At 60.0% G+C, this 25,363-nt stretch carries 26 protein-coding genes; 8 read left to right on the top strand and 18 right to left on the bottom strand.

All coding sequences use genetic code 11. From position 1 onward, the window contains the following. Positions 1–2: 2 nt before the first annotated feature. The 7 genes from ACOI7D_RS19250 to ACOI7D_RS19220 form a co-directional block, all read right to left on the bottom strand. On the bottom strand, positions 3–962 hold the full coding sequence (locus ACOI7D_RS19250; RefSeq protein WP_109547393.1) for an AEC family transporter: 960 nt from the start codon (positions 960–962) through the stop codon (positions 3–5). Between the two features lie 136 nt (positions 963–1,098). Beyond that, positions 1,099–1,899 (bottom strand): biotin-independent malonate decarboxylase subunit gamma, encoded by an 801-nt coding sequence (gene mdcE / locus ACOI7D_RS19245; RefSeq protein ID WP_109547392.1) that lies wholly within the window; start codon positions 1,897–1,899, stop codon positions 1,099–1,101. Continuing rightward, positions 1,899–2,732: a biotin-independent malonate decarboxylase subunit beta gene (locus tag ACOI7D_RS19240; protein WP_023289534.1), complete on the bottom strand. Its 834-nt coding sequence runs from the start codon at positions 2,730–2,732 to the stop codon at positions 1,899–1,901. The genes mdcE and ACOI7D_RS19240 overlap by 1 nt, the downstream gene beginning before the upstream one ends. Further along, positions 2,725–3,024 (bottom strand): malonate decarboxylase acyl carrier protein, encoded by a 300-nt coding sequence (mdcC, locus tag ACOI7D_RS19235; protein ID WP_023289535.1) that lies wholly within the window; start codon positions 3,022–3,024, stop codon positions 2,725–2,727. Before mdcC ends, ACOI7D_RS19240 begins: the two co-directional genes overlap by 8 nt. Before the next feature lie 17 nt (positions 3,025–3,041). Further along, a complete protein-coding gene (locus ACOI7D_RS19230; protein WP_044522779.1) occupies positions 3,042–3,884 on the bottom strand; it encodes a triphosphoribosyl-dephospho-CoA synthase in 843 nt (280 codons plus the stop codon). Then, complete coding sequence (gene mdcA / locus ACOI7D_RS19225) at positions 3,884–5,539, bottom strand: malonate decarboxylase subunit alpha (RefSeq protein ID WP_023289537.1); 1,656 nt, start codon at positions 5,537–5,539, stop codon at positions 3,884–3,886. Before mdcA ends, ACOI7D_RS19230 begins: the two co-directional genes overlap by 1 nt. 220 nt (positions 5,540–5,759) lie before the next feature. After that, complete coding sequence (locus ACOI7D_RS19220; RefSeq protein ID WP_023289538.1) at positions 5,760–6,794, bottom strand: AI-2E family transporter; 1,035 nt, start codon at positions 6,792–6,794, stop codon at positions 5,760–5,762. 442 nt (positions 6,795–7,236) lie between these two features. On the opposite strand from ACOI7D_RS19220, the gene kpnE reads away from it, so the two are divergent. From kpnE to ACOI7D_RS19205, 3 genes are all read left to right on the top strand, one after another. Next, the gene (gene kpnE, locus ACOI7D_RS19215) at positions 7,237–7,599 is read left to right on the top strand and encodes a multidrug efflux SMR transporter subunit KpnE (protein ID WP_032452729.1); all 363 of its coding nucleotides are present in this window, start codon (positions 7,237–7,239) and stop codon (positions 7,597–7,599) included. After that, positions 7,586–7,915, top strand: coding sequence for a multidrug efflux SMR transporter subunit KpnF (kpnF, locus tag ACOI7D_RS19210; protein ID WP_023289540.1), 330 nt, complete (start codon positions 7,586–7,588; stop codon positions 7,913–7,915). Before kpnE ends, kpnF begins: the two co-directional genes overlap by 14 nt. A gap of 104 nt (positions 7,916–8,019) precedes the next feature. Continuing rightward, on the top strand, positions 8,020–9,252 hold the full coding sequence (locus tag ACOI7D_RS19205) for a diguanylate cyclase domain-containing protein (protein ID WP_109547391.1): 1,233 nt from the start codon (positions 8,020–8,022) through the stop codon (positions 9,250–9,252). Here the strand turns inward: ACOI7D_RS19205 and ACOI7D_RS19200 are convergent, their stop codons facing one another. The 3 genes from ACOI7D_RS19200 to ACOI7D_RS19190 all read right to left on the bottom strand — a co-directional run bounded on the left by ACOI7D_RS19200 (position 9,253) and on the right by ACOI7D_RS19190 (position 13,080). After that, complete coding sequence (locus tag ACOI7D_RS19200; RefSeq protein WP_048297448.1) at positions 9,253–10,065, bottom strand: trypsin-like serine peptidase; 813 nt, start codon at positions 10,063–10,065, stop codon at positions 9,253–9,255. A 942-nt stretch (positions 10,066–11,007) separates the two neighbouring features. Further along, positions 11,008–11,427: an acid resistance repetitive basic protein Asr gene (asr, locus tag ACOI7D_RS19195; RefSeq protein WP_004206052.1), complete on the bottom strand. Its 420-nt coding sequence runs from the start codon at positions 11,425–11,427 to the stop codon at positions 11,008–11,010. Positions 11,428–11,592: 165 nt separating this feature from the next. Further along, positions 11,593–13,080 carry a carboxypeptidase M32 gene (locus tag ACOI7D_RS19190; protein ID WP_281166430.1) on the bottom strand — a complete coding sequence of 496 codons (1,488 nt, stop codon included), beginning with the start codon at positions 13,078–13,080 and terminating at the stop codon, positions 11,593–11,595. 227 nt (positions 13,081–13,307) lie between these two features. Here ACOI7D_RS19190 and ACOI7D_RS19185 point away from each other — a divergent pair, with 227 nt between their 5' ends. Then, positions 13,308–13,400: a KPN_01571 family protein gene (locus ACOI7D_RS19185; RefSeq protein WP_004206050.1), complete on the top strand. Its 93-nt coding sequence runs from the start codon at positions 13,308–13,310 to the stop codon at positions 13,398–13,400. 30 nt (positions 13,401–13,430) lie between these two features. On the opposite strand, the gene ACOI7D_RS19180 is transcribed toward ACOI7D_RS19185, so the two are convergent. Further along, the gene (locus ACOI7D_RS19180) at positions 13,431–14,681 is read right to left on the bottom strand and encodes an MFS transporter (RefSeq protein WP_023289545.1); all 1,251 of its coding nucleotides are present in this window, start codon (positions 14,679–14,681) and stop codon (positions 13,431–13,433) included. Positions 14,682–14,811: 130 nt separating this feature from the next. On the opposite strand from ACOI7D_RS19180, the gene ACOI7D_RS19175 reads away from it, so the two are divergent. The 3 genes from ACOI7D_RS19175 (at position 14,812) to bioD (ending at position 17,882) form a co-directional block, all read left to right on the top strand. Next, positions 14,812–15,714 (top strand): LysR family transcriptional regulator, encoded by a 903-nt coding sequence (locus ACOI7D_RS19175; protein WP_023289546.1) that lies wholly within the window; start codon positions 14,812–14,814, stop codon positions 15,712–15,714. Positions 15,715–15,838: 124 nt separating this feature from the next. Next, positions 15,839–17,059, top strand: coding sequence for a sugar metabolism global transcriptional regulator Mlc (gene mlc, locus ACOI7D_RS19170; protein WP_032429145.1), 1,221 nt, complete (start codon positions 15,839–15,841; stop codon positions 17,057–17,059). Between the two features lie 127 nt (positions 17,060–17,186). Beyond that, positions 17,187–17,882: a dethiobiotin synthase gene (bioD, locus tag ACOI7D_RS19165; RefSeq protein ID WP_023289548.1), complete on the top strand. Its 696-nt coding sequence runs from the start codon at positions 17,187–17,189 to the stop codon at positions 17,880–17,882. Here bioD and clcB read toward each other — a convergent pair. The 5 genes from clcB to ACOI7D_RS19140 form a co-directional block, all read right to left on the bottom strand. Continuing rightward, positions 17,835–19,130, bottom strand: a complete 1,296-nt coding sequence (clcB, locus tag ACOI7D_RS19160; RefSeq protein ID WP_023289549.1) for a voltage-gated ClC-type chloride channel ClcB — start codon at positions 19,128–19,130, stop codon at positions 17,835–17,837. The two genes, bioD and clcB, sit on opposite strands and share 48 nt — an antisense overlap. Positions 19,131–19,263: 133 nt before the next feature. Further along, positions 19,264–19,872, bottom strand: coding sequence for a Tat proofreading chaperone DmsD (gene dmsD, locus ACOI7D_RS19155; RefSeq protein ID WP_109547390.1), 609 nt, complete (start codon positions 19,870–19,872; stop codon positions 19,264–19,266). Positions 19,873–19,913: 41 nt separating this feature from the next. Beyond that, positions 19,914–20,630, bottom strand: coding sequence for a DMSO/selenate family reductase complex B subunit (locus ACOI7D_RS19150; protein WP_109547389.1), 717 nt, complete (start codon positions 20,628–20,630; stop codon positions 19,914–19,916). A gap of 10 nt (positions 20,631–20,640) precedes the next feature. Beyond that, positions 20,641–23,076, bottom strand: a complete 2,436-nt coding sequence (ynfE, locus tag ACOI7D_RS19145; protein ID WP_109547388.1) for a selenate/tellurate reductase subunit YnfE — start codon at positions 23,074–23,076, stop codon at positions 20,641–20,643. Positions 23,077–23,226: 150 nt separating this feature from the next. After that, complete coding sequence (locus ACOI7D_RS19140) at positions 23,227–23,496, bottom strand: DUF1161 domain-containing protein (RefSeq protein ID WP_004206039.1); 270 nt, start codon at positions 23,494–23,496, stop codon at positions 23,227–23,229. A gap of 101 nt (positions 23,497–23,597) precedes the next feature. On the opposite strand from ACOI7D_RS19140, the gene ACOI7D_RS19135 reads away from it, so the two are divergent. Continuing rightward, a complete protein-coding gene (locus tag ACOI7D_RS19135; protein ID WP_109547387.1) occupies positions 23,598–24,308 on the top strand; it encodes a YnfC family lipoprotein in 711 nt (236 codons plus the stop codon). Here the strand turns inward: ACOI7D_RS19135 and speG are convergent. Both speG and ACOI7D_RS19125 read right to left on the bottom strand, forming a co-directional pair. Beyond that, on the bottom strand, positions 24,302–24,862 hold the full coding sequence (gene speG, locus ACOI7D_RS19130; RefSeq protein WP_004206037.1) for a spermidine N1-acetyltransferase: 561 nt from the start codon (positions 24,860–24,862) through the stop codon (positions 24,302–24,304). The two genes, ACOI7D_RS19135 and speG, sit on opposite strands and share 7 nt — an antisense overlap. A gap of 66 nt (positions 24,863–24,928) precedes the next feature. Beyond that, a complete protein-coding gene (locus ACOI7D_RS19125; RefSeq protein WP_004206035.1) occupies positions 24,929–25,270 on the bottom strand; it encodes a DUF1283 family protein in 342 nt (113 codons plus the stop codon). Between the last annotated feature and the right edge of the window lie 93 nt (positions 25,271–25,363).

Raw genomic sequence — 25,363 nt, 5'->3', positions numbered from 1 at the left:
GTTTACAGTCCTGAAGTCAAAGAGATAAATAGCGGTAGCGACAGGATACACAGAACCGAGCTCAACAGCAGCACGGCTTCAGCATCCGGGGACTGCACGCCGAAGCGGTTGCCGAAGACCACGCCGAAGAAGCCGGCGGCCAGGGCAATCATCAGGATCGCGGTAATGGCGATAGCGCCGTGCAGACCCAGCAGCATCACCAGTCCCCAGGCGATAAACGGCTGCACCAGCAGTTTCACGATGGTGGAGGTGGCGATCAGCGCATTGAGCTGCAGTTTACGCGCCGAGAGGATCACCCCGGTGAGGAACAGCGCCGCGGCGGTGGCGGCCAGGCCCAGCGGTTTGATGGCGGCCAGCAGCAGGTCCGGCATTTTAATGCCGATAGCGGAAAGCACCACCCCGAGCAGCGGGCCCCAGACGATCGGCTTTTTCACCGAACGCCACATCAGCACCGGCAGCATCGCCAGCGTAGAACCGGTGGTTTCCCCCGCGGCGCGGGCTTTTTCACGTTCCAGAATCAGCAGGCAGAAGGGGGTCATCAGTACCGAACCGCAGGCGATAGAGACCGCCACCGACAGCGAAGTCGATGCGCCTTCACCCAGCACGCTGCCGAGGATCGGCAGGCCCAGCGCGGCGTAGTTCGGCAGCGCGACGGTGAGGGTCAGCACCGCGGCATCCTGCGGGGTGCGTTTGAAGACGCTGGTGGCGAGGAAGTAAATCCCGGCGTAGGTGAACCACATCGCGCCGGTGAGCACCAGCACCAGCGGCGACTGGGCGACGATACCGGCCCACGGCGTTTGCACCGTGGCGCTGAACAGCGTAGCGGGTAAGGCAAAGTCCATTACAAAGATATTGAGCAGGGAGACATTTTTGTTATCTACCATCCCGGCCTTACCGGCCCAGAAGCCCAGCAGCATAATGACGAAAATCGGGGCAAGAGCATGAATAATCACATAAGTCATAAATCACCTGTAAATAAAATAGAGTACTGGCGCGATTGTTATTTTTTCTAAAAGCCGTCCCTACCCGGCGCGGTTATGACGCGCTCCGGGGGACGGCTTCCGGCAGGTTTTCTTCTACTACTTACGTACGAACGTGCTACCAGCTGGCGCGCATCAGGTCGCGGACCCGCTGCGAGCTGCGGCGGTTTTCCGCACCCAGGCGGCACTTCAGCGAGGGATCCTGGCGCGCGTCAGCGATGGCGTCGCGCAGGGTGTGGCTCACCAGCGCCAGATCGTGGTCGTCAGGGGCGTCCGGATGGCTGATGTCAAGCAGAGCGGAGAGCAGGCCGAGCGTGGCGTAGTTGCTGACGTCATAGGCCATCGGCGGGATGGTCGCCGCCAGTTTCTCCAGCGCCTCCACGCTGCGCAGGGTAATGCGCGCGGCCGACGCTTTACCCATCGCGTGGACCAGTACGCCGCTGTCGTTAAAGGCGATCAGACGGTTGGCCTGGTAGCCGTGGGCCAGAAACGCCCCGGACATCGCTTTGCCGACGATCAGGCCAATCACCGGGTGGCCGGCCAGACGGGCTTTGGCGTAGGCGCCTGCCGCTCCGGCCAGCGCCTGGTGAATACCAAAGGCTTCTTCGCGACGGCCATAGGCCTGGCTGGGGACATCGATAACCGCGATAATCGGGCGCTTTACCGTTTTATCGGCATCGGCGTCGAGGGTTTCATTGACCACTTTCGCCAGCGTCCAGCCTTCCAGCAGACCGACTTCGCCACCGGCGGCGCGCGGGTAGTGGTTATTGGCGTCAGGCACTACGGCGATAAAACGCACCTTTTCGCCATCAATCTGGCCGTCTGCCACCTGCACGGAAGGGCACAGACCACTCATCAGCGGCGCGTCGGGCGCCAGTTTATTCAGCCACAGCGCGGCGCGGTTTGGGAACTGACTCATTATTTTTCCTCCCGGGCAAAAAGCTGTTTAATCTGCGCGGTATCCGCCTGCTGGCGGGTGTCGAACTGGCTTAAACGGCGCAGATAGTCGTCATAATTGTCGCTGCGGTGTTGCGCCGGTACGCCTTTGGCGATCGCCTCGTTCATCGCGGTTTTGACGGCCTTGACGCCATCGTTAACCAGCGCGTCGACCAGGCCGCTGGCGGCGCGAATTTCGCCGCCGGTCATGCTCCAGATAAACGGCCGGTTACGCGAGTCGTACTCTTCAATGCCGGCTTCCTGCTCGATAACCTGCGGGCCGTTGAGGCCGAGACGGGCTTCTCGGGTGACGATGAGATAGCTGCACAGCGCGGCGGCGATGGACATGCCGCCGAAGCAGCCGACGGTGCCAGCGATGATGCCGACTACCGGGGTGTAGCGGCGCAGATCGACAATCGCGGCGTGAATATCGGCGATGGCGGCCAGGCCAAGGTTGGCCTCCTGCAGCCGGACGCCGCCGGTTTCCAGGCACAGGACCGCCTGCGTCGGAATACCGTTGCGGTTATCCTCCGCCGCCAGCTCCAGCGCGGCGGCCATTTTGGCGCCGGAGACTTCGCCCATACTGCCGCCCTGGAAGGTGCCTTCGATAGCAATCACCACCGCCGGCTGGCCGTTGATAGCGCCTTTGGCGACCACCATACCGTCGTCGGACTGTGGGACAATGCCCTGCGCGCCGAGCCACGGCGACATAATGCCGTCAAACGGATCCAGTAGTTCGCGGTAGCTGCCGTCGTCCAGCAGTGCGTGGGCGCGTTCGCGAGCGCGCAGTTCGATAAAGCTGCGATCGTTACGCATGAGCGGCCTCCTCAAAGACTTGTTCGATACGAATACGGGCGACGCCCGGCGTGGCGCCGAAATCGTGAATAACCAACTGCCCGGCGGGCAGGCCGTTGATCAGGCTCAGCCGGTCGAACAGCGCCTGCCAGCGCGCCTGGCTGTTATCCACCGAGGTGGTAATTTGCACGCTGAGCGTATCGCTTCCGGCGGCGGTATAGAGCACTTCCATATCGCCTGAACCTACAACCCCTGCCAGCGCTCGGCCGCGGAGGGCGCGGCTGGCAGGAAATGACAATGTAATCTGTTCCATAACATCCTCTGAATGCGTTAGCCGGCAACCCGGTCGAGAAACAGGGTGGCGGCAAGGAGATCGGCGGCGCCGCCCGGCGAGGCGTTGTGCGCCAGCATCTGCGCGTCAAGCCGCGCCAGGGCGGCGCGTCCTTCGACGCTGGCGCAACCGCCGGCCGCCAGCACCGCGCGGGCGCCCTGCTGCATGGTCTGCAGGCCGGTCATGCCGGCGCGCGACAGCACGCAGGTATCGCTCAGCGAGGTCATGATGGCCATCAGCGCGTCAAGTTGCGCCTGCGGCTCGCTGGCGCCCCGGGCGCGGCTTTGCTGTAACTGCGGCAGCGCCAGGGCGGTGATATGCGGGAAACCGCGCTGCGCCTCTTCGCGCGCGCCCGGCACCTGCCAGCGGCGGCTGGCGCGTAGCCCTTTACTGAAGCTTTTCGGCGCCAGGCCGTCGGGCAGGCGGGCGAGGGCGGCGGCGGTGTCGGCGATCGCCTGTGAATGACCCGCTCCCCCCAACATCGCTACCGCGCTGACCAGCAGCCCCAGCGCCCAGATGGCGCCGCGGTGGGTATTGACCCCGCCGGTGGCCTGCATCATCTGCGCTTCGCCTTCCCGGCCAAGGCGGCCGACGGTTTCGCGCAGCGCGATATCCGCCGGGCGGCGCCAGCTTTGCTGCGCCAGCGCGTGGAAGGTCGGCTGCAGGCTGCGGGCGGAGCGTTCCATCAGCGCCAGCGTGAGGTCCTGATGCGCGCCGCTGCCGCGGCTGTCAACCAGACCCGGTTTCGGGCTCAGACGGGCTTCGTCAATCAGACAGGCGCTGGCGGTATCCGCCAGCCAGCTGACGCGGCTTTCTGCGTGCAGGGGGGAGAGAATTTTCATTACCAGCTCCGGAATTTTGCCGGTGGGTTGTACAGTCCGTCGGACCATTCCACCAGGTCGGCGACGCTGCCGGCGGCCAGCAGCGAACGGGTGGCCTCGCTACGGCGAATGCCGAGATCTTCCGGGTAGACCACTTTGCCGCTCTGACGCAGGGCAGCCACGCGTTTCGCGTCCACTCCGAGGCCGATGTCGGTGATCCCGGCCACGGCGGCGACCATCGCCCGGCGCTCTTCCAGGCTTTCCGCACGATACAGGTAGGCGATACCCTCTTCGGTCAGCACGTGGGTGACGTCATCGCCGTAAATCATCACCGGCGCCAGCGGCATGCCGGAGGTTTTGGCGACGTCGACCGCGTCGAGAGTCTCAACGAAGGTCGGCTTCACCCCGGCCTGAAAGGTTTCGACCATCTGCACTACCAGTTTTTTACCGCGCTGCATGGGGTCCGGCTCGGTGATCATATTGAGCCAGGCAGGGGTGGCGTGGCGGCGGCCGTGCGGATCGTGGCCCATGTTCGGCGCGCCGCCGAAGCCGGAAAGGCGGCCGCGGGTGACGGTCGAGGAGTTAGCCAGACCATCAACCTGCAGGGTCGAACCGATAAACATATCCACCGCGTATTGCCCCGCCAGCTGGCAGAAGGCGCGGTTGGAGCGCATGGAGCCGTCCGGGCCGGTAAAGAAGATATCCGGACGGGCGCGGATGTACTCTTCCATCCCCAGTTCGCCGCCGAAGCAGTGCACGCTCTCCACCCAGCCGCTCTCGATCGCCGGGATCAGCGTCGGATGCGGGTTCAGGGTCCAGTGTTTACAGATTTTACCTTTCAGACCGAGCTGTTCGCCGTAAGTCGGCAGCAGCAGTTCGATGGCGGCGGTGTTGAAGCCGATCCCGTGGTTGAGGGACTGCACCTGATGCTCGGCGTAGATGCCCTTGATCGCCATCATCGCCATCAGAATGTGTTCTTGCTTAATCAGGCGCGGGTCGCGGGTGAACAGCGGTTCAATAAAGAACGGCTTGTCGGCGACCACCACGTAATCAATCCACGAGCCGGGAATATCGACACGGGGCAGATCGCACTCGTCGTCCACCAGTTCGTTGACCTGGGCGATAACAATGCCGTCGTGGAAGGCGGCGGCTTCCACCAGCGCCGGGGTATCTTCGGTACTCGGCCCGGTATACAGGTTACCTTTACGGTCGGCTTTGTAGCCGGCGATCAGCGCGACGTTGGGCGACAGATCGACGTACAGGCGGGAGTAGAGTTCGATATAGGTATGAATGGCGCCGATTTCCAGCAGGCCATCTTCCAGCAGCTGCGAAATGCGCAGGCTTTGGGTACCGGAGAAGGAGAAATCGAGTTTGCGGGCGATACCTTTTTCAAACAGGTCCAGATGCTCGCTGCGACCGACGCTCGGCATGATCATATGCAGATCGTGGATTTTCTGCGGATTGACTTCCGCCAGCATGCGGGAGAGGAAATCGGCCTGCTTCTGGTTGTTGCCTTCCAGCACCACCCGGTCGCCAGGGGCGATCAGGTTTTCCAGTACGCTGACCAGCTGGTCAGTGGGGATGACTTTGCCGGGGATGTTGGCCTCGGCCAGCCGCCGCTGCTTTTCCGTCCGGCGACGGTTCCAGACCCGCCCCGTCGTTTGTTCGGCATTCATTATTAACCTCCTGATTCGACAAATCGTTTTGTTTGTCCTGGTGGAGGGTAGTGTGCGATGCGAGGCGCGGAGCATCAATTAAGCACGGCGGCCAATCGTTAGCCTGAGAGTAACAATTGTGATTGGCCCTTTGTGATGAGGATCAATAATACGAAAGGCGTAGTGGTCTACCACAGGTGTCAGGGAGAGGGGGCCGGCCAGTCGTCGGCCCGGGGAAGGGTTACTCTTTGCTCACATCACTTAATAAGAATGCGATGCTCTGGCCGCCGCTGGTCTGCTCGAGGGCGATTTTGACGATGATCGTCAACGGCACCGACAGGAGCATACCGACCGGACCCAGCAGCCAGCCCCAGAAGATCAACGACAGGAATACCACCAGGGTGGAGAGTCCCAGGCCGCGCCCCATGATCCGCGGTTCGAGAATATTGCCGAACACCAGGTTAACGATCAGATAGCCGGCCAGCACCACCAGCGCCTCGTACAGACCGCCGAATACCAGGACCTGCAGGATCGGCGGGATGGCCGCCAGCACGGAGCCAATATTGGGAATATAGTTCAGCGCGAAGGCCAGCAGCCCCCACATAAAGGCGAAACGCACGTCCAGCAGAACCAGCATGCCCCAGACCACCAGCCCGGTGACCAGGCTAATCGCGGTCTTCAGCACCAGATAATGCGACACGCTGTCGATGGCGCGCTGAATGGCCCCCATGCCTTCTACCGGGCGGGACATCAGCTGCTGCAGTTTGGCGGGCAGTTGCGGAACCTCCAGCAGCATAAACACCACCGTCAGCAGCAGCAGAAAAATCGAGGACATGGCGTTCGACAGCTGAGTGAGCAGACCGGTGACCAGGGTCATCACGGCGTTGGGGTCGATGTATTTGTTAAGCTCCACCACCGAGACGGTAAAGCCCAGGCGCTGCAGCCAGGGAGCGATGGTTTGCATCGGTTCGTAGAGATAGTTGCGGTACTGCGGCAGGGTGCGCGCCAGCTCGTTAAGCGAAGTCCCCAGCGAGGCCAGCAGCACAACGGCTAACATGACGATAAGGCCGATCAGCAATGAGATCGCCAGCACGCGTGGCACCCGGCAGCGGACCAGCAACTGGACCAGCGGATTAATAATCACCGCCAGAAAAAGCGCGAGTATAAACGGGACAATAATGTCTGCCGCAAAGCGAATGCCGGTCAGGATGATCACCAGCATGCCCAGCATGATGACCATCTTTAATCCGTTAAGTGTAATAATAGGTTTAGCCATAGGATCCCGTCCTCAATCTTCCTTGCCTGTTAACAGGTTGCGTTACATTAGCATAATGACGTTTTTTTTCAGAAAAAACGCATTGCAGCAAAACCGCGTCGTAAAGAATTGCAAAGTCTTTGAATAAAATGTAGCACTATGCTACAAATCTACCTGTGTTTAACTACTGAGGACAATTTTCATCCGCACCGGACGAGAAGCAACACCGCGGATAATTGTAATTTTATGGACAATCAGTTCAGGATGTATATTTTAAATCACCCCGCAGTATCCCTCACTTTTTCCCGTTTTGCCGGCGAACAGCACTGGCATTCGGCGCTATAGTCACCTTCTTTCTGCCTGAGCTGGCGCCAAGCGCACAGCGAAATCTACGTCAGAAATTTTCCTGTTTACGCGTCGCGTAAACGGTAATGGATTATATTCTCAAGCAGGAGAAGGGATCATGTTTTATTGGATTTTATTAGCTTTAGCGATTATTGCTGAAATTACCGGCACCTTGTCGATGAAATGGGCAAGCATTAGCGGTGGGCATACCGGCTTTATTTTAATGCTGGCCATGATTGCCCTGTCATATATTTTTCTCGCCTTTGCGGTTAAAAAAATTGCCCTCGGCGTGGCCTACGCGTTATGGGAAGGGATTGGTATTTTGCTGATCACCCTGTTCAGCGTACTGTTGTTTGATGAAAGCCTGTCGCTGCTGAAAATAGCCGGTCTGACTACCCTGGTAGTGGGGATCGTCTTAATTAAGTCCGGCACCCAGAAAAAAGCGTCGTCGAAGCCGGAGGTGGCTCATGCAGCAGTTTGAGTGGATCCACGCCATCTGGCTGGCTATCGCCATTGTTCTGGAAATTATTGCCAACGTCTTTTTGAAGTTTTCCGACGGTTTCCGCCGCAAGGTCTATGGCATTCTGTCGCTGGCGGCGGTGCTGGGCGCGTTCAGCGCCCTGTCGCAGGCGGTGAAAGGCATCGATCTGTCGGTCGCCTATGCGCTGTGGGGCGGCTTCGGTATCGCGGCGACCATCGCCGCCGGCTGGGTGCTGTTTGGCCAGCGCCTGAATAACAAAGGCTGGGCGGGAGTCATCCTGCTGGTTGCCGGCATGGTGTTAATTAAACTCGCCTGATGTCGCGCCGCCTGCAAAGCCAGGCGGCAAAACGGGTTCGCTGTAGTATGCTTACTCAAGACCGGCCCCGCAGGTATTGTGCCCGGTGACGATGAGGACTGCGCATGCTCACAGCTTTCGGCTGGCAGAAAATTCCTTCCGCCAGGACGTTGTCAATAATGATTTTTCTCGCCGGGCTCGGCCTCACCGCGTCGGTGATCTCCCTGCTTTACCTCTCGCAACACCTCATTGCCAGCAAATCCAATGAAATTGATCAGCAGCGCTCGGTCCTGTCGGTGGAAGGGGCGGTGCAGACCTCGGTCAACCGGGTGCTGTCGCTGGTGCTGGACAATGCCATCTGGGACGATGCGGTGACCCAGACTTACGCTCCCAGCCTGGATCAAAAATGGCTGTACGACTCCTGGGGATCCGGCTTCAAAATCAATAACCTGTATGACGGCACCTTTGTCCTTGATGAACATTATCACATCCTGTGGGGCGCCTTTCAGAGTCAGGTTATGCCCCGGGCAGACCTCTCATTTCTCGGCGCCGGGCTGACCAGCCTGATCCGCTATCATGCACAGGCTCTGCGCGAGGGGAAAAACGCCTTCGCCGGCATCACACGTACCGAGGCCGGGATCGCTTTCGTCGGCATCGGCCTGATACGGCCGACGAGCGGCCGGCTGCAGGTGGCTGACGAGACCCGACGCTATCTGGTCATTACCCGGCACATCAGCCCTAAGCTGCTGGAGCGTTTAGGCGACACCTTCCAGATAAGCCATCTGCATCTCAGCGACGGCCCAGGCGAACACCGGATCCCGCTGCGCACGCAGGGAGGCGAGGTTCTGGGCTATCTGGCGTGGCAGCCGCGTCTGCCCGGCGCCGAAGCGGCCCTGGCCTCGTCAGGCAGTATGCGGCTCATCGCCGGGGTGGCCGCCAGCCTGATCCTGCTGTTTATTCTGTTCAGCAGCCTCGGCATGTATAAGCTGGCCCGCGGCGAACGTCAGGCGCGGGAGATCGCCCTGATTGACTGGCTCAGCCGCCTGCCCAACCGGCGTGCGCTGCTGCTGCGGCTCAGCCAGGTGTGCGACACGAGTAAGCACGATATGCAGTGCGTGGTGTTTATCGATCTGGACGGTTTTAAGGATGTGAATGATAACTATGGCCACGATGTGGGCGACACTCTGATCCGCCATATCGCCCGCGCGCTGGGGATGACGGTCGTGGCGGAGGGGGTTGAAGATCCGCAACAGCTGGCGCTGCTGCGGCGGGCCGGCTGCGACCGGCTACAGGGCTTTTACTTCAGTAAACCGATGCCGATCGCCGACCTGCTGCAGCGGCGTCAGCAGCAGGAGTAATTACTCTCCGGCCAGCGCCTCCAGCTTATCGCGAAAGCCGGTCACCGCGATGGCGCGGTTGTCCGCCCGCCAGCGATCCTGCGGGCCGGGAGCCGAACTTTGCACGGCGATCACTTGCCAGCCGTCCGCGGTTTTCAGCAGCAGCGGCGAGCCGCTGTCGCCGGGCAGGGTATCACACTGGTGCGACAGGACGCTGTTTTGCGCCCAGCCGGTGACGATGCAATCCTGATGGCTGTAAAGATTGTCCAGATGATCTTCAGGATAACCTGACTGGGTCACTTTCCGGTCCGCCGCCTTCAGCGCGGCGGTTAAATCGGCCTTACTGCCGGGGAAGAGCGGGATCGGCGTGATGCCCGAGGGAGCATAGCGCAGCACGATCAGGCCAAAATCCGAGGGCGCCGCGGCGGAGGGAACGATCCAGCCGTCACCGTCGGCTTTCAGACGCTTGCCTAATCCGGGATCCACGCGTCCGTCAATGCCGTGGATCTCATACACCCAGTTGCCCTTGCGGGAAATAAAGCGCAGAGCGACCGCTTTGTCCGGCTTGCCGCGCGGGGGCGTTAACAGGCAGTGGCCCGCGGTCAGCGCCAGGTTGGGGGAGATGAGCGTCGCCGTGCACAGATTGCCGCTGGCGGTCTCCAGCTGGCCAATCGCGTCCCACGGACTCTCCTCCGGGCGGCTCACCGCTTTACGGTCATCGTGGCCGAAAAACAACGTCTTAATATCTTTGGCGCTCAGTCCGCTATCTTCGGCATGCGCGCCCAGAGGTAACAGATAAAATGAACACAGTAATAACAGAACGTCTCTACGCATATCACTCTCTGGGGGAGGCTATGATGTCTATTGACAGTAGCAGGAGATTTAAGTTTTTGAAAGTAAACAATAATTCTAATCAGGCCAAACGGCATGTCTCATCTGCGCGCGACGGACTCTGGCGCGGGTAAAACCTTCTGATTTCAATCGGTTAATAGCATTAACCTTCTGCTGCTATTTCCGCAGAAAGCACGGTCTGGCGCAAGCACATTCGTGTATCAGAACGTACTGAAATTGGCGAATAATGCAGCAATACCTCTTTGAGGTTATTCCTGGTTTGGCAGTATAATGCGCAAAAATAATACTTTTACCCGCCAGATCTTCACCAGAATTCGCACTTCTTTACGCCTCACGTAATTATTTTCAATGCGAAACATTTTCTCACCGAAAACGTTGTTACCGTCACCCGGCCGTTGAGTAAATAGAGAGGTAATACCGGCGATGATAGCCTGAATTCTATTTCCCCGGCGTTCGGAGGGTATATGTCTAAAAAAGGTATTCGCGCACTGGTCTATGTTTCCCTGGTCTCGGTGGCCATCTGGGGCGCAACCGGCTATCTGGTGATGGAAGCGGTACGTGCGTTGTGATGAGTCTGGCCGCCGCGTGGGGGCCAGGCGCGCGATGGTTTATTGCTAACGTGTCTGGCGTCTTCGGGCGCCGGGCATGATTTGCGCCGCTGGCAGCGGCAGGGTAAAAGAGAGTGATAAGGGTGGGCAACAATATTTGCGCGACATTCACCTTGCGGGAAGTCTGAGCCAGGCGGAAAAACGGGAGAGAAAGGCGAAATGATTAATAGAGGAAAAAGCGGGTCGCAACCACTGCGCAAATGATTAACAGGATCAGGATGAGCTCAAAACGATAACGCCGCAGCATAGTGCTCTCCAGAAAAAACGGCGCTGAAGCAGCGCCGATTATTTAAGAAGGTTGGTTCACCGGGAGGAATTAGGCTGCCGGCTGTGCAGCAGGTTTAGCGGCCTGGTGTTTGGTGGTTTTGTGGTGTTTTTTCGCTGCCTGAGCTTTCTGGGCTACCGGTTTAGCGGCAGCTTTGTGGTGCTTTTTCGCGGCCTGGGCTTTCTGCGGAGCGGCGGGTTTGGCTTCTGCTTTTTTGTGTTTTTTAGCGGCCTGGGCTTTCTGGGCAGCGGCTGGTTTAGCTTCTGCTTTCTTGTGTTTTTTGGCAGCCTGAGCTTTCTGCTCTGCAGCTGGTTTGGCCGCGGCTTTATGGTGTTTTTTGTGATGGGTGGTCTTGGCAGCAGTGCTGTGGGTAGCAGCTGGCGCCTGAGTGGTGCTTACTGCGTCAGCAGCGAAAGCGGCGGAAGAGAGACCCATAGCAGCGGCAACGACCAGAGCTAATACTTTTTTCATTCTGATATCCTCGAAAAGTTTTCTTAATTTCAACCCCACTGCGGGGCCGGTGAAATCACTATATGCTTGTCTTTTCGGGCTTTCCGTGAGTGTTTGGTATCGGCGTGTAACCGAATGTACAAGGCGGGGAGTGGAAGGACGCGCCGGGCAGCCCGGCGCGGACGATCACAGATAGCGGGCGGTAAGGTGGTCGCGGAAGTAGCTGCTGTTAAGATCCTCGCCGGTGGCCTGCTGGATCAGCTGCGAGGTGGTGAAGCGGCTGCCATGCTGCCAGATATTCTGCCGCAGCCAGTCAAACAGGGCGCTGAAATCCCCTTCCGCGATATCGCGGTCTAACGTCGGCAGCGCGCGACGGGCGGCGGCCATCAGCTGCGCGGCATACATCGCCCCCAGCGTGTAGGAAGGGAAGTAGCCGAAGCCGCCGTCGGTCCAGTGAATATCCTGCATACAGCCGTCCCGGTAGTTGCCGGTGGTCGACAGTCCCAGCCAGTGCTGCATTTTCTCATCCCACAGCGACGGAATATCTTCCACCTCTATCTCGCCGTCGATCAGCGCGCGTTCAATTTCATAGCGCAGGATCACATGCGCCGGATAGCTGACCTCATCGGCATCAACGCGAATAAAGCCTGGTTTCACCCGCTGGTTCCAGGCGATGAAATTCTCCTCGCTAAAGGCCGGCCGATCGCCAAAGCGTTCGCGCACCGCCGGCAACAGGCGTTTAAGGAAGCGCTCGCTGCGTCCCAGCTGCATTTCGAAGAACAGGCTCTGCGACTCATGGATAGCAGTAGAGCGGGCCAGTCCTACCGGCTGGTCGACCCACGGGCGAGGCAGATTCTGCTCATAGCGGGCGTGGCCGGTCTCGTGGATCACGCCGAACAGAGCGCTGAGCAGGTCGTTTTCGTTGTAGCGGGTGGTGATGCGCACATCCTGAGGGACGCCGCCGCAAAACGGGTGGGCGCTGATGTCCAGACGCCCGCCGTCAAAGTCAAAGCCGAGGATGCGCATCGCCTGCAGACCCAGTTCGCGCTGCTCAGGGATCGGGAACGGCCCCTGCGGGGCGATCAAGGTTCGCGTCGCCTGCTTATCGACCGCTTGTCGCAGCAGGGAAGGCAGCCAGGACTTGAGGTCGGCAAACAGGCTGTCCAGCCGGGCGCTGGTCATATCCGGTTCGAAAATATCCAGCAGCGCGTCATAGCGTGAGCCGCCCCGGGCGTCGGCGCGGATCTGCGCTTCCTCGCGGCTCAGCCTGACCACCTCGCGCAAATTATCGGCAAAGCCAGCCCAGTCATTAGCCGGCCGCTGACTGCGCCAGGCATGTTCGCAACGGCTACCGGCCAGCGATTTGGCCTCCACCAGGCTCTCCGGCAGCAGCGCCGCCTGATCGTACTGGCGCTGCATTTCCCGCAGGTTGGCCTGTTCGAGGTCGTTGAGATCCTGCTGGCGGGCCGCCTGCAGCCATTGGCCCACTTTTTTATCGGTCAGGATCTGATGCTGTAGCACGCCGAGTTCAGCCAGCGCTTCGCCGCGGGCGGCGCTACCGCCCGGAGGCATCATGGCGAACATATCCCAGCCGGCGATGGCGGAGAGATGCGAAAAGCGCGACAGGCGCTGAAAGGTGCGGGTAAGCTGCTGATAAGGCGTATTTTCAGTCATAGTAGCGTTCGGTCCGTGACAGGTGAATGAACAGATTATCGGTATGCCTCTACACTATCCTGATACGCCTGGCGGGTCGAGCGTGGCGCGCAGAGGGCGGGGTAAAGCATTAGCCGCGTGATAGCAGGAAAAAAAGCGTGGCTCTGTGAGCAGTATTGCAGAAATCGGTAACGCATCGTGACTAAACTGTGATCGATAACGCAAGTCTGGAGGTTCGGGGGTGGTTTATGAATCCGTTCACCTGGCTGTTTATTGCCTTACTGTCCGTTGATGCCGTCAGAGAGCTGATGGGCTTGTCATCTATCATGGGCATGTGGTGAAACGTGGCCCGCAGGCCACGTCACGCGCGATTATTTTAGTCGCCGATACAGGCAAGTGCCGGTCAACAGCGCGGCAAGGAGCAGCAACGCGATAAATCCGCCGACGCCGTTCCAGCCGTAGCGATGCCAGAACACCCCGCCTAATGTCCCCGCCAGGCTTGAGCCAAGATAATAGCTGAATAGATACAGCGATGACGCCTGACCGCGGGCGCGGCGCGCGCGCGGGCCAATCCAGCTGCTGGCGACGGAATGCGCGGCGAAGAAGCCGGCGGAGAACAGCAGCATGCCGAGGAAAATAAGCCACAGGGAAGAAAAGAGCGTCATCAGCAGGCCGCAGAGCATCACGCCGGTAAAACCGAGCATCACCGGACCGCGGCCATAGCGTACGGTCATGGCGCCCGCTTTCGGCGAGCTCCAGGTCCCGGTGAGATACGCCACCGACAGCAGACCCACCACCGCCTGGCTTAACGACCACGGCGACATCATCAGACGGTAGCCAATGTAGTTAAACAGGGTGACAAAGGCCCCCATCAGCAGGAAACCCTCGACGAACAGCAGCGGCAGGCCGCGATCGCGCCAGTGCAGGCGGAAATTAATCAGCAGCGTTTTTGGCCGCAGCGAGGTCGGGCGGAAATGGCGCGACTCGGGCAGGATTCGCCAGAACATAATCGCCGCGGCCAGGGCGAAGCCGCTGATCACCGCCAGCGCCACGCGCCAGCCGAAAAAATCGGTAAAGACCCCGGTGAGCAAGCGGCCGCTCATGCCGCCGATGGAGTTGCCGCTGATATAGAGTCCCATAGAGAAGGCCACAAAGCTGGGGTGGATCTCCTCGCTCAGGTAGGTCATACCGACCGCCGCCACGCCGCTCAGCGACAGGCCAATCAGGGCGCGCATAATCAGGATGCCGTGCCAGCTGGTCATCATGGTCGACAACAGCGAGCAGCAGGCGGCCAGCAGCAGCGCGGTGACCATCACCGGCTTGCGGCCTATGGCGTCCGACAGCGGGCCGGTAAACAGCAGCCCCACCGCCAGCATCGCCGTGGAAATGGAGAGAGAAATACTGCTGCTGGCCGGCGATACGCCGAACTCGTTCGACAGCACCGGCAGGATCGGCTGCACGCAGTAGAGCAGGGCGAAGGTGGCCAGACCGGCGGAGAATAGCGCGAGCGTGACGCGCATAAACTGCGGGGTGCCGCGCTTAATAAACGGATCCGGGCGGGATGCACCAGCGACGCTGACCTCGCCCGCCGGCACGGTGTCAACGGTTGTTGTACGACTCACAGAGAATTCCTTGGGTAGAAGTTGCTGCTTACCAACATAGTGTTGTGACCATTCAGCTCACATTTTTAGGGTATGAAAATGTAAATATTCTGTCTAATATATTAATAATCTCAAATAAGACGTTTTAAATATGAATATCGAGTTGCGTCATTTGCGCTACTTTGTCGCCGTCGCCGAGGAGCTGCATTTTGGCCGCGCCGCGGCGCGACTGAACATCTCTCAACCGCCGTTAAGCCAGCAAATTCAGATCCTCGAGCAGCAGACCGGCGCCCGCCTGTTCGCCCGCACCAACCGCAGCGTCAGCCTGACGGCGGCGGGAAAACAGTTTCTCGCCGACAGCCGACAAATTCTCGCCCAGGTGGAGGACGCGGCCGCCCGCGCCGCCCGTCTGCACCATGGGGAAACGGGCGAACTGCGTATCGGCTTTACCTCCTCGGCCCCTTTTATCAAGGCGGTATCCGATACGCTGTCCCTGTTTCGTCAGCGCTACCCGGATGTGCATATTCTCACCCGCGAGACCAATACCCGCGAACAGATTGTCCCGCTGAGCGAGGGAGCCCTCGACCTCGGCCTGTTGCGCAATACCCAACTGCCGGACACCCTGGCGTGGCAGCGAGTGCTGCGCGAGCCGCTGCTGGCGATGGTCCCGGCGGACCATCCGCTGGCCCGCCAGCCCTCGGTCAGCCTGGCGGCGCTGGCGCGGGAGCCGTTCGTCTTTTTCGACCCGCACGTCGGTACCGGCCTGTATGACGATATCCTTGGCCTGCTGCGCCGCTACGGCCATACGCCGGTGATTGCCCAGGAGGTGGGGGAGGCGATGACCATTATTGGCCTGGTGGCCGCCGGGCTGGGGGTGTCGATCCTGCCGGCCTCCTTTCAGCGCGTGCAGCTCAGCGAAATGCGCTGGCTGCCGATTGACGAACAGGATGCGGTGTCGGAGATGTGGCTGGTGTGGTCGAAACACCATGAGCAGGGGGCGCTGGCAAAACGCTTTCGTGACACGCTGCTGGCCTGGAAAAACGAGCGCAATTGAGGCAAAAAGGGGCTGGAAATGTGCGGTAAATCACAAGGCTAAGCAAAAATTTGACGTTCACCATCGAAGTGCTTCACCATAGCCGAAAGTTTATTTCGAAGCGCGAAAATAAAGGGAGTCAATGGTGGTAGCGGATAGTCAACCAGGCCATATCGATCAAATTAAGCAGACCAATGCGGGCGCCGTCTATCGCCTGATTGATCAGCTCGGCCCGGTATCGCGTATCGACCTCTCCCGATTTGCGCAACTGGCGCCCGCCAGCATCACCAAAATTGTCCGCGAGATGCTGGAAGCGCATCTGGTGCAGGAGACCGAGATTCAGGAGCCCGGCAGCCGCGGGCGCCCGGCGGTGGGTCTGATGGTGGAAACCGAGGCCTGGCACTATCTGGCGGTGCGTATCAGCCGCGGCGAGATCCACCTTTCGCTGCGCGATTTAAGCAGCCAGCTGGTGGTGGAGGAGCAGCTGGAGCTGGCCCTTACCGACAGCTCGCCGTTTCTGACGCGGATTATCGACCATATCGATCGCTTCTTTATTCGCCACCAGAAGAAGCTGGAACGTCTCACCTCCATCGCCATAACGATGCCGGGTATCATTGATACCGAAAACGGCATTATTCATCGCATGCCGTTTTATGAAGAGGTCAAAGACGTCCCGTTGGGCGAAACGCTGGCCAACCATACCGGGGTGCCGGTCTATATTCAGCATGACATTAGCGCCTGGACCATGGCGGAATCGCTGTTTGGCGCCTCGCGCGGCGCCCGGGACGTCATTCAGGTGGTGATCGATCATAACGTCGGCGCCGGGGTTATCACCGACGGACGTCTGCTGCACGCCGGCAGCAGCAGCCTCGTGGAGATCGGTCATACCCAGGTCGACCCCTACGGCAAACGCTGCTACTGCGGCAACCATGGCTGTCTGGAAACGATCGCCAGCGTGGAGAGCGTGCTGGAGCTGGCGCAGATGCGGATGGCGCAGTCGATGAGCTCGCTGCTGCATCAGCGTCCGCTGAGTGTGGAGTGGCTGTGCCAGGCGGCGCTGCAGGGCGACCTGCTGGCCCGGGACATTATCAGCGGCGTCGGTCATCACGTCGGTCGCATTCTGGCGATCATGGTCAATCTGTTTAACCCGCAGAAAATCCTGATCGGCTCGCCGTTTAACCTGGCGGCAGACATTCTTTTTCCGGCAATTTCCAGCTGCATTCGGCAACAATCACTCCCGGCCTACAGCCAGCATATCGCAGTTGAAAGCACCCAGTTCTCCAACCGCGGAACGATGGCTGGCGCGGCGCTGGTCAAGGATGCGCTCTATAACGGATCCTTACTCATACGACTGTTACAGGGTTAACATTTTTTCATAGTCACACCAAAAATTGCGCTATCTCAAGCTGACCCCCAGCGGCTTCACGTAGACTTTGCCCACTGTTGATTATTTCTCTCCCGTATATTTCATCGACAAAACTGTGGGGTTAGTGATGTTTAAGCGTTTCTTTATTACAGGTACAGACACCTCTGTCGGGAAGACAGTGGTTTCCCGTGCGCTGTTGCAGGCACTTGCTGCCAGAGGCAAAAGCGTGGCCGGGTACAAGCCTGTGGCGAAGGGCAGCAAAGAGACGCCGGACGGTTTGCGTAATAAAGACGCGCTGGTGCTGCAGAGCGTCTCCACGCTGGCGTTACCCTATGAGGCTGTCAATCCCATCGCCTTAAGCGAAGACGAAAGCAGCGTGGCACACAGCTGCCCGATCAACTACGGTTTGCTGTCGGATGGTTTGCAGCGGCTGGCCGGGCAAGTTGAACACGTGGTGGTTGAAGGCACCGGCGGCTGGCGCAGCCTGATGAACGACCTGCGACCGCTCTCCGAATGGGTGGTACAGGAGCAGCTCCCGGTGCTGATGGTGGTGGGGATCCAGGAAGGGTGCATCAACCATGCGCTGCTGACGGCCCAGGCGATCGCCAATGACGGGCTGCCGCTGATCGGCTGGGTGGCCAACCGCATCAACCCCGGTCTGGCGCACTACGCCGAAATCATCGATGTGCTCAGCAAAAAGCTGCCGGCGCCGCTCATTGGCGAGCTACCGTATCTGCCGCGCGCCGAACAACGTGAGCTAAGCCGCTACGTCGACTTAGACATGCTCGGCAACGTGATGGCGATAGATCGAATCCCGGCGTAACGTCCGCGACAGCACCGACGCCACCACGCAGGTGATCAGCAGGCCGGGCAGCAGCACATACTGCCCGGTCATCTCACAAATCATCAGAGTCGACATGATTGGCGCATGGGTAGTGGCGGCAAGAAACGCCGCCATGCCGGTCAGTCCCATCATCATAGCCATCTCCTGCCCCCCCGGTAGCCACAGCCCGCTGAAGCGGGCCAATAGCATGCCCATCGCCAGGCCGACAAACAGCGTGGGGGTAAACACCCCGCCCGGCGCGCCGGAGCCACTGCTGGCAAGCACTGCCAGCAGTTTGCACAGGAATACCGCCACCAGCAGCGCGCCGGGCGGCGGCAGCAGCAGATAGCTTTGCACCACGCTGTAGCCGTTGCCCCACACCGCCGGCGTGATGAGCGATAAGCCGCCGACGATCAGACCGCCCAGCGCCAGCTGCCACGGCGGCGCCAGTTTCAGCCTGACGAACCCGCGGTGGCTGTATTCCATCAGCCAGATAAACAGCGGCCCGCACAGTCCGGCCAGCAGTCCGGTGGCGAGCATCAGGCCATAGTGCAGCGCGCTGAGATCCTGCTGCAGGACGACATGGTACAACGGCGCGGCGCCGCCGTTGAGAAACTGGGTCAGCAGCAGGGCGATCACTGCCGAGATCACTACCGGCCCAAGCGAGGCCAGCATCAGCGTGCCAAACAGAATTTCAGCGATAAACAGGCTGCCGGCCAGTGGAGCATGATAGGCGCTGGCCATCCCGGCGGCGGCGCCGCAGGCGACCCACAGTTTCCATTCGGCCTGCGGCGTGAAGCGGCGGGCGAACAGCGAGGCCGCCAGCGCGGCCAACAGGATCATGGCGCCTTCCCGGCCAATCGCGCTGCCGGTGACCACCACCAGCAGCGAGGCCAGCGACTTCACCAGGCTTGCCGGCGTATCGAAGCAACCGTCTCCGGTCTCCAGGGCTTCCATATAATCGGTGGCGGCGTGCGGACGGGCAACGCGGCGTCGTTGCCACAGCCAGAGAAGTGCCCCTGCCGCCAGTCCCCCCAGCGCCGGGGTAATCAGCCGTCGCCACGCCGGCAGCGACTGCGCGGCGTTGACCAGGCTCCCGCTGTCGTTACCGAGAAACAGCGTTTCCAGCACCACCATGGCATGGCGAAACAGGGCCACCGCCAGGGCGGCGAGAAGGCCAATCAGCGTGGCGATCAGCAGGCGACGAAACATCACCTGCACATCAGGATAGGGATGAAGACGATGCATCGGTCACAGCGAGATTGGGAAAACATGGCCTTATTGTGATAGGGAATAAACTTATATGCAAAAGCGATAAGTGCGGGTTACGGAGAGGGGAGCCAGCAAGGAAACCGCGCCGACTCCCGGCGCGGCAAAGGGATTAGCGATAGAGCGGCTTTTCCGCCACCGCGAGGGGCAGACCTGCCTGCCACTGCGCCAGGGTCGCCTGCGCCAACTGGCCCAGCGCCTGGTAGAAGGGGTGGGCGGCATGTTCGACAAAGACGCTCAGGAAGCGCCCGGACCACGGCAGCAGATGCCAGGCCAGCAGCTGGGCAAACAACGCCTCCTGTTCCGTTTCGCACAGCCACGCCGCCAGCAGCAGCAGGGTGCCGAAATGGTCTTCCGGCTCGTTGCGTTCGGCGTCCAGTGCGATGCCGTTCGCGCGCATCCATTCGCGCAGGGCCAGTGTGGATTCGCCGAACAGCACCGACTCTTTATCCAGCCAGACGGATCCCCAGGGCGGCGCCGGCAGGGCCCACGGTCCGATAAACAGGCGCTGCCAGGCTTCCGGCAACGACTCTTCAACCGACGCGGCAAACCCCGATGCCAGCGGGGCGGCAACCGGGAAGGGCCACTGTTGCTGCCAGCTGCCGTCCCGGAAGGCGGCCACCAGCGGCGCGATTTGCGGGCTATTCGGCGCATAAGAGAACAACGCGCCCAGGGTACGGGCGCTTAAGGCGACAGCGTCGCGGTGAGGGAACGGCATCATCACTTATTCCTTTCTGCGGCGCGCGCCGGCGCGCCGTCACATTAACGGGCAACCGCCATACCGACGGTCATATGGAGCCCATAAAACAGGCCGCGGCCAATACATTCCGCGATCAGGACCAGCAGCAGACCGGCCAGCAGCCCCGCAGCGCGCGGCGGCTGACGGCGGATCAGCGGACACAGCCAGCAGCCGAGTCCCAGCGCCAGCAGGATCAGACGTAAGGCCTGCAGTCTGCCATAATCCGGCAGCAGGGTGGCCGCCTGCTGAACGGCGCTGTGAATGGCGCCGAGCCCGGCGCTTTGCATCTCGAGCGCCCGCAGCGGGCAGGACTCGACGCAGATCGGCTTTTTCCCTTCGGCGACGCGCTGATAACAGCCGTCGCACTTGGTCATATGGCCTTTGTCGGCGTTGTATTGCGGCGCGCCGTACGGGCAGGCCATATGACAGTAGCGGCAGCCGATGCACACCTCTTCATCCACCACCACAAAACCGTCTTCGCGCTTGTGCATCGCTCCGCTCGGGCAGACCTTGGTGCAGGCCGGATCGGCGCAGTGGTTACAGGCGATGGAGAGGTAATAGGCGAACACGTTCTGCTGCCAGATGCCGTTGTCCTCCTGCCAGTCGCCGCCGGCGTACTCATAGATGCGACGGAAGCTGACCTCCGGAGTCAGGTTCTTATAGTCCTTACAGGCCAGCTCGCAGGTTTTGCACCCGGTACAGCGAGCGGAGTCGATAAAGAATCCATATTGCGTGCTCATGGTTTACTCCTTAAACCTTCTCGATGTCGACCAGGTTGGTATGCTGCGGATTCCCTTTCGCCAGCGGCGAGGGGCGATGGGTGGTCAGGGTATTCATGCAGGCGCCATGGTCAACCCGGTCCCCGGCCATATTGGCGTCGTGCCACGCGCCCTGGCCCATCGCCGACACGCCCGGCATGATGCGTGGCGTCACCTTCGCCGGCAGCCGGACTTCGCCGCGCTGGTTGAACACCCGCACCAGATCGCCGTTTTTAATCCCGCGTTTTTCCGCGTCCAGCGGGTTGATCCACACTTCCTGACGGCAGGCGGCCTGCAGCACGTCCACGTTGCCGTAGCTGGAATGGGTGCGCGCCTTATAGTGAAATCCAAACAGCTGCAGCGGATACTGGCTGCGCAGCGGATCGTCCCAGCCTTCAAATGTGGAGGCATAGACCGGCAGCGGGCTGATGACTTCGTCTTTCTCCAGCTGCCAGCGGGCGGCAATTTCGGCGAGCCGGCTGGAGTAGATCTCAATTTTGCCGGACGGGGTTTTGAGCGGATGCGCTTCAGGATCGCGGCGGAAGTCGCGATAGGCGACGAAGTGGCCGTTCGGGTCCTTGCGCTTGTAGATGCCCATTCGCTTCAGCTCATCGTAGGCCGGCAGCGCCGGATCTTTCGCCACCATTTTGGCGTACAGATGCTGCAGCCACTGCGCCTGAGTACGTCCCTCGGTAAAACGCTGGTAGACATCGTCGCCGAGCCGTTTCGCCACTTCGCTTAAGATCCAGTAAATCGGTTTGCGTTCAAACTTCGCCGAGGTGGCGGGCTGGATGAAAATCAGATAGCCCATATTGCCGGCGTAATCGTTGGGAATAATATCTTCCTGCTCAACGGTCATCAGGTCGGGCAGCAGCAGGTCGGCGTATTTCGCCGACGAGGTCATAAAGTTGTCGATGACCACGATGGTTTCGCACTTGCTTTCGTCCTGTAGGATCTCGTGGGTCTTATTGATGTCGGAGTGCTGGTTGATGAGGGTATTGCCCGCGTAGTTCCACAGGAACTTGATCGGCACATCCAGCTTCTCTTTGCCGCGCACGCCGTCGCGGGTGGCGGTCATCTCCGGGCCTCGAGCGATGGCGTCGGTCCAGGTGAAGCAGGAGATGGCGGTTTTCACCGGGTTTTCCAGCACCGGCAGACGCTCGATGGTGATGGTGTAGGTCGATTCGCGGGCGCCGCTGTTGCCGCCGTTGATGCCGACATTGCCGGTTAAGATCGGCAGCATGGCGATCGCCCGGGCGGAGAGTTCGCCGTTGGCCTGGCGCTGCGGCCCCCAGCCCTGGCAGATGTAGGCCGGTTTGCTCATGCCGATGTCGCGCGCCAGCTTAATGATGCGATCGGCGGGGATGCCGGTGATACGCGAAGACCACTGCGGCGTTTTGGCGACGCCGTCGTCGCCCTCGCCGAGGATATAGGCTTTATAGTGGCCATTCTCAGGCGCCCCGGCCGGCAGCGTCTTCTCATCGTAGCCGACGCAGTATTTATCAAGGAACGGCTGATCCACCAGATTTTCGTTAATCAACACCCAGGCGATACCGGCGACCAGCGCGGCGTCTGTGCCGGGGCGAATGGGGATCCACTCATCTTCGCGACCGGCGGCGGTATCGGTGTAGCGCGGATCGATAACGATCATCCGCGCGTTGGAGCGCTCGCGGGCCTGTTCCAGATACCAGGTAATGCCGCCGCCGCTCATGCGGGTTTCCGCCGGGTTGTTGCCGAACATCACCACCAGCTTACTGTTTTCAATATCCGAGGTGCTGTTGCCGTCGTTACTGCCGTAGGTGTAGGGCATGGCGCAGGCGATCTGCGCGGTGCTGTAGGTACCGTACTGGTTAAGCGAGCCGCCGTAGCAGTTCATCAGCCGCGCCACCGGCGAAGCGGAAGGCGAGGAGCGGGTCATGTTCCCGCCGACGATTCCTGATGAGTAGTTAATGTACACGGCTTCGTTGCCATATTGCGCGACGACGCGTTTCAGACGGTCAGCAAGGGTATCCAGCGCTTCCTGCCAGCTGATACGCTCAAATTTGCCTTCTCCGCGTTTGCCGACGCGCTTCATCGGATAGTTAAGGCGATCCGGGTGGTTGATGCGCCGGCGAATCGAACGCCCGCGCAGGCAGGCGCGGACCTGATGATCGCCGTAGCGGTCGTCGCCGGTGTTATCCGTTTCCACGTAGACCACTTCATCATCACGCACGTGCAGCCGCAGGGCGCAGCGGCTGCCGCAGTTGACCGAACAGGCGCCCCAGACAATCCGGGTGTTGTCGCCGGTAGCCTGCTGGACCGCCGCCGCGGCGCTGCGCAGCGTAAAGGGCAGGGGAAGCCCGCCGGCGGCCAGCGCCAGAGAACCGAGGGCTGTGGATTTAAGTAGCGCGCGTCGGGTGACGCCGCCGGAAGATTCCTGATTCGACATTGCTCACTCCATGATAGTTATGCTGGGCGGAGAAGGGCCGCCGCGTCATTAACAGACGCCGGGGTGAGCGATAATACGTTATGGGTAGCCGGCAGATCTTATCCCTGGTCAATGCAGGGATAAGATCTTTCGTTTGAAAGCGAGGCGGGTTTACTGAGCGTCGTTTTCGGCGGGACTGTCGCTGTTACGGGTGTAGGTGATTTTGAAGGTGTCGTTGGCGCAATGACCCACCACCTGAGCGCCGGGCTGGTCCGCCTGGTCGTTTGGCACGATGGCCAGACTGAAGGCCGTTTCCGGTACGCCATTGTTAATGATCTTCTGTTGAATATCATTTTTGACCCGTTCACAGGAATCGGGGGCCGCCAGCACGGTCGTGGAGCACAGCAGCAGCGCGGCGCCTGTCCAGAGGGATAGTTTCATCTTACGCTCCTTATCGATGGTATCCAGATTTAAGCATAGCAGAACTGGTGTAAACAATTGTATTTGCTAATATGATTGGATGTACACAAAAGGAATCATCTGTGAAAAGACTGTATTGGCTAATCCCGACCGCGCTGTTGCTGACGGCGTGCGACCGCGAAAGCGCCCCGGAAGCCTTCACCCCGGAGATGGCGAGTTTTTCCAATGAGTTTGAGTTCGATCCGCTGCGCGGTCCGGTGAAGGATTTTAGCCAGACGTTACTGGACGAACACGATGCGGTGGTCAAGAAGGTGAGCGCGCAGCTGTCAAAAGAGGGATGTTTCGATCTGCTGACGCTGGAGGATGTGGAGAATAACACCGGCGCCACGCTGCTGCTGGACGCCAACTATTACGTCGATGGCCGCACCCATGAGAAGCGGCTGCGTCTGCAGGGGAAATGTCAGCTGGCGGAGATGCCCGCCACCGGCGTGAGCTGGGAAACGGATGATAACGGCTTTATTATCAGCGCCCGCGGCAAAGAGACTACCGCCACCTACCGTTACGACAGCGATGGCTATCCGCTGGGGAAAACCACCACCGCCAAAGAGGAGCGATTTACCGTCGCCTCCACGCCGTCGAAGGATCCGCGCAAGAAAATGGACTATACCGCCATCAGCACCTTCAACGACCGCACGCTGGGTACGGTGCGCCAGACCTGCGACTACGATCGCCATGACAATCCGCTGAGCTGTGAGCTGCAGGTGATCGATGAAAGCGTCCAGCCGCCGCTGACCCGCCACTACACGATTAAAAACCGCATTGATTATTACTGAGCCGTCGGCTTCAGCAGAGACGGGCCCGGCGTTTTGTGTTCCGCCAGATACTGATGCTGAAACAGACACATGCGGATGGTGTTGCGGTACTCGCCGTTAATGAAAAACTCATGGATCAGTTCACCCTCGACCATAAAGCCGAGCTTGCGGTAAATATGGATCGCTTTTTCATTCTCTTTATCCACAATCAGATACAGCTTATACAGATTGAGCACGGTAAAGCCATAGTCCATCGCCAGCCGTGCGGCGCGGGTGGCGAGGCCTTTTCCCTGGAAGTCGGGTGAGATGATGATCTGAAATTCGGCCCGGCGGTGCACATGGTTAATTTCCACCAGCTCCACCAGTCCGGCTTTATCGCCATTGCATTCGATCACAAAGCGACGCTCGCTTTGATCGTGAATATGCTTGTCGTACAGATCGGAAAGCTCAACGAAGGCTTCATAGGGCTCTTCAAACCAGTAGCGCATCACGCTGGCGTTGTTGTCGAGCTGGTGAACAAAGCGCAAATCTTCGCGCTCAAGGGGGCGGAGTCTGACGTGCAGCGCGTCGGTCATAGGAATTCCTGTGGTCAAAGCGGAAAAGAGGGGACTGAAAGGCGGCGCCCGCAGGCGCCAGCGTGCTCAGGGATTGATCGCCCGGCCGGTGCGGCGGTCAAGGCAGCGCAGGGTGTTTGGTTCCCAGTAGGCATTGACGTTGGCGCTCTTCTGGCAGTTATCCTGCGCGTCAAAGGCGACATCGGTTTTGTCCCACTCTTTTTCCGCCCGTTTGTTCACCTTCTGGCGCAGGCTGCGGGTGTCGTTCCATTGCTCTTTTTCCATCGACGCCTGCTGACGGCTTTGCGCGCTGTCGCCGGACTCAATCACCAGCCGGTCGGTGGCCGCGAACGAGCTGGAGGTATAGACGACGGCGCTTAACGCCAGAATGGCGGTCAGGCACCAGCGTTTGTTCAGTGTCATGTTCATCACGATTTCCTTTAAGTGATGGGTTAACCCTCAGGTTCAGTTTACTACAGCTCTTTTGCCGGGCATAGCCGACGAAACAGCGTAGGGAAAGGG

Origin of the sequence: Klebsiella sp. C360, assembly GCF_048822415.1 — a bacterium.
Classification (GTDB): Bacteria; Pseudomonadota; Gammaproteobacteria; order Enterobacterales; family Enterobacteriaceae; genus Klebsiella; species Klebsiella quasipneumoniae.
The sequence above is the reverse complement of the archived record's forward strand: the minus strand, read 5'-3'. Positions and strand labels throughout refer to the sequence as shown.